Here is a 3284-nt window from a genome sequence, read left to right as displayed (position 1 = left end):
GGGATCCATCATCGAGGTGATGTCGCCCAGCTTGTCCTGGCTGATCGACATGTGCAGCGCGATGACGCCGGAGACAAAGGAGTCCGCGAACTGGCTGGCATAGGGCGAATAGAGGTAGCGCTCGACATACTGGGTGGAAGCAAGGGCGAAACGTGCCGCGTCGCCTTGCGCGACTGCAAGGCCGACCGAACGGCGAAGTGCCGCCTCCTCGACCAGCGTGCCGGGGCTGAGCAATCTTGCCTCGTCGAGCAGACCGAGTGCGGTCGCCGGTTGATCGCCGGCAAGCAGCGAGCCTTTGACCAAAGCGAGGAAGGCGCCGAGATCCGGAGGCAGCGCCATGGGATCGATCGGCCTCAAGGCTTCGATAGCCTTGCCGGGCCGGCCGTTGAGGTACTCAATCACGCCTTTGGCGATGGCAAGGCTTTGCGGGTCCGCCGTAGCGCGCGACGTGGCCGCTTCGACGGTCACCGGGTTGCCGCCGCTCATGCCGTAGACAAGCAGGGCCCGAAAATTCTTGGGATCCTTGTAGTCCTCGGCATTCGCCGCGCGCAGGCGCGTATCCGTCATCTCGAGCAGCTTGGCCTGCATCGGCAGGGCGGCATGATCCCCGGCGGCTATGCGGTCCTGGATGAGTTGCAGCGAGCGCACCAGCTGATACGGCTGCAGGGCCTCCTGGGCGAAACCAGTGGACGGGTGTCCGCCGGCCAGCAGCAACAGGCCAATCAACCGGCGGGTGACGGCCGCTCGCTTCATCCGCCGGTCGCCATCAGGATCTCGATGCGGCGGTTCGCGGCCGCCAATGGATCGGCTGCTATTTTCGGCTGGCGGTCCGCGAAACCGGCGACCTCGGTGATGCGGCGTTCGTCGACGCCGCCGCGCACGAGCATGTAGTACGCGGAATGCGCGCGCGCCGTCGACAGCCGCCAATTGTCGTAGCTGTCGCTGCGGAACGGCCGGGCATCGGTGTGGCCGTTGATGCTGATGGTGCCCTTCTGGCTGTTGACGATGCGGCCGATCTTCTCCATTGCCAGCACCAGTTCGCGTCTCGGCAACGCCGAGCCGACCTCGAACATGCCGAAGTCGAGCTGATCGGTGATCGAGATGACGACGCCCTTGTCGGTGGCTTCGACCGAGACGCCGTCGTGCAGCTTGTCGCCAGGCTTGAAAGCATCGGCCAACTGCCGCTTGACGTCGGCCGCTGCCTTCACGGCAGCAGCGGTTGGTGCCTTCTCCCCGATGTCGGGCTGGACGGCCTTTTGCGCCTCAGGCTCAGCCTTCGCTACCGCGGCCTTGGTGCCGTCCGATTTGGTCTCGCCGGCCAATGCCGTGGCAGGGTTCGCGGCCTGTTTACTGGTCGCGTCCTTTGCCAGTGGCTCGAGCGGTGCCGCGACAGGCGGCACGGCTTTGATTTTGAGCACCTGCGTTTCGGCGGTCTTGTCGCCGGGCTTGGCCGGATCGCCCTCGATCTTGGTGCGCTGGGCGCTGGCCTCGGCGCCGGGCGCCGCGACCTGCTGCGGCCAGAAATCCGGCTCGAAAGGATCGCGGTAGGAGGCGCCACCGGAGGCGCCGGTAGCCGGGCCGGCAGCCTGCACGCCGCCATCGCCTTTCTGGCTGACATTCTGCATGACGCCGGTATCTGTGGCGATTTCCGAAAGCACGGCGTAGGGGTCGGCGAAGAGATGGTCGTCGGAGTGTTCCGCCTGCTGTGGCTCCTGCTTGTCCTGCTTGCGCTCGGACGCGCCCGCGCCGGCATTGCCGTTCTGTCCGGCTTTGCTGGTCGCCTCTTGCGGATCGTCGGCCGTCAGTCCCATGGCGCGCGGGCCGTCGCCGAGATCCTCCAGGCCCTTGCGGCTCGAATTGCGGTCGACCAGCTTGACCGGGTTGAAGTAGCTGGCCACGGCTGCCTTGGTCTGCTCGTTGGCGGCGTTGATCAGCCACATGACCAGGAAGAAGCACATCATGGCCGTCATGAAGTCGGCGAAGGCGATCTTCCAGACGCCGCCATGGTGGGCCTCGTCATGGTCGTCATGACTGCGCCGCACGATGATGATCTCGTGGCGGCCCTGATCGGCGTTGGCGACGCTCATGCCAGGACCTCCGAGAGGGTCGTCGACCATTCGGCCATGCGCGTTTCGAACACCGCCTCGTCGATAGCCACGGTCAGGTCGAAGCCTGGCGCCTCGACAAAATCGAGATTGGCGGCGCGGGGTCCGAGCGATGCCTTCAGTGTTTCGAACATCGAGAGCGGGCCGCGCACGACGATGCGCACAGCCTCGGCGTCGCCAACCGCTTCGCGGACGGCGTCTGCCAACGCATCGATCGAACGTTTCTGCAGATCGTCGCTGACGATGCCGCCGATGATGCGGGCGACCGTGCCGGCGACAAGTCCGGTCACGCGCGCCTCCATCGCATCGATGTGCAACGAGACCGCCTTGCCGACATCGTCGCCAAGGCTTTCGAGAAATATCCTTGCTTCCTCAGCACTGGCCTGGCGTTCGGCTTCGAGCGCGGCGTCATGCGCAGCCGCCAGGCGGCCCTCCAGCGCTGCCTCCGCCTGGGCAACCGCCTCGGCGATCAGCGTGCCGATATCGGCTTGCGTCGCCGGCGTCTCGGGCTTGTGTTCGGGATCGACTGCTGCCCGGGGCTGGCCGGCACGCTGCGCGCGCGTGCCGAAATCAGGCAGAAGGTCGAAGAGGGCTACGGAAGGCATGGTTTACACCGCCACTTCCTGGGAAGCCCATTTGCGCAGGATCTGCGCGGTGCGCTCCTCGTTGAGGTCGACCATCCTGGCAAGCCGGTCCTGCGGCGCCGGCCGGATCTTCTGGCGAAGATCGTCGAGCGGAGTGGGGCCTGGGCGTGTGCCTGGCAAGGCGCCAACCGCGGCATTGTCGGTGGCCGCCATTGCCTCCGGCGTCGGCAGCGAGCGCTGGACGTCGTCGAAGCTGGGACCTGCCAGGGCTGGAGCAGCCTTTGCCGTCAGCGCCGCGGCCATCGGCCTCAGGCCGAAGAAGGCCACCAGGAACACCACGACGATGAAGGCACCTGCATTGATCATCGTGCCGGCATGCTGGCCGATCGAATCGAGCATTCCCGCCTGCGGGATCGCCTCGCCATCCAGGCCATCGATGAACTCGACCGCCGAGACGTCGATGATGTCGCCGCGCTTTTCATCCAGGCCGGTGGCGGATGTGACCATCTTCTGGATCTCGGCGACGCGCTTGGCGATCTGCTCCGGTGTGGCGTCCTTGCCGAGGATGGTCGTCAGACGCTGCTGGTTGACGACC

Annotated in this window: 3 protein-coding genes and 1 pseudogene; all 4 read right to left on the bottom strand. The window is 66.1% G+C overall.

Going from position 1 to position 3284, the window contains the following annotated elements; translation table 11 throughout:
- Positions 1-753: pseudogene (locus ENZ74_RS26425) on the bottom strand (chemotaxis protein MotC); the annotation flags it as partial.
- Complete coding sequence (locus ENZ74_RS26420; protein ID WP_127313091.1) at positions 750-2087, bottom strand: MotB family protein; 1338 nt, start codon at positions 2085-2087, stop codon at positions 750-752. The gene ENZ74_RS26420 and the pseudogene ENZ74_RS26425, both read right to left, overlap by 4 nt.
- Positions 2084-2710, bottom strand: a complete 627-nt coding sequence (locus ENZ74_RS26415) for a hypothetical protein (protein WP_063168920.1) — start codon at positions 2708-2710, stop codon at positions 2084-2086. The genes ENZ74_RS26420 and ENZ74_RS26415 overlap by 4 nt, the downstream gene beginning before the upstream one ends.
- A gap of 3 nt (positions 2711-2713) precedes the next feature.
- On the bottom strand, positions 2714-3284 hold a 571-nt coding region (locus ENZ74_RS26410), incomplete at its 5' end, for a flagellar M-ring protein FliF C-terminal domain-containing protein (RefSeq protein ID WP_348630707.1).

Origin of the sequence: Mesorhizobium sp. M7A.F.Ca.CA.002.15.2.1, from assembly GCF_003998715.1 — a bacterium.
Taxonomy (GTDB): Bacteria; Pseudomonadota; Alphaproteobacteria; order Rhizobiales; family Rhizobiaceae; genus Mesorhizobium; species Mesorhizobium ciceri.
Note: the sequence above shows the minus strand (reverse complement) of the source record. Positions and strands in the feature narration are given on the sequence as shown.

Excerpts from the sequence above, each read along its gene's own strand:
- ENZ74_RS26420 (WP_127313091.1), bottom strand. The coding sequence starts at position 2,087 with ATGAGCGTCGCCAACGCCGATCAGGGCCGCCACGAGATCATCATCGTG.
- ENZ74_RS26415 (WP_063168920.1), bottom strand. The coding sequence starts at position 2,710 with ATGCCTTCCGTAGCCCTCTTCGACCTTCTGCCTGATTTCGGCACGCGC.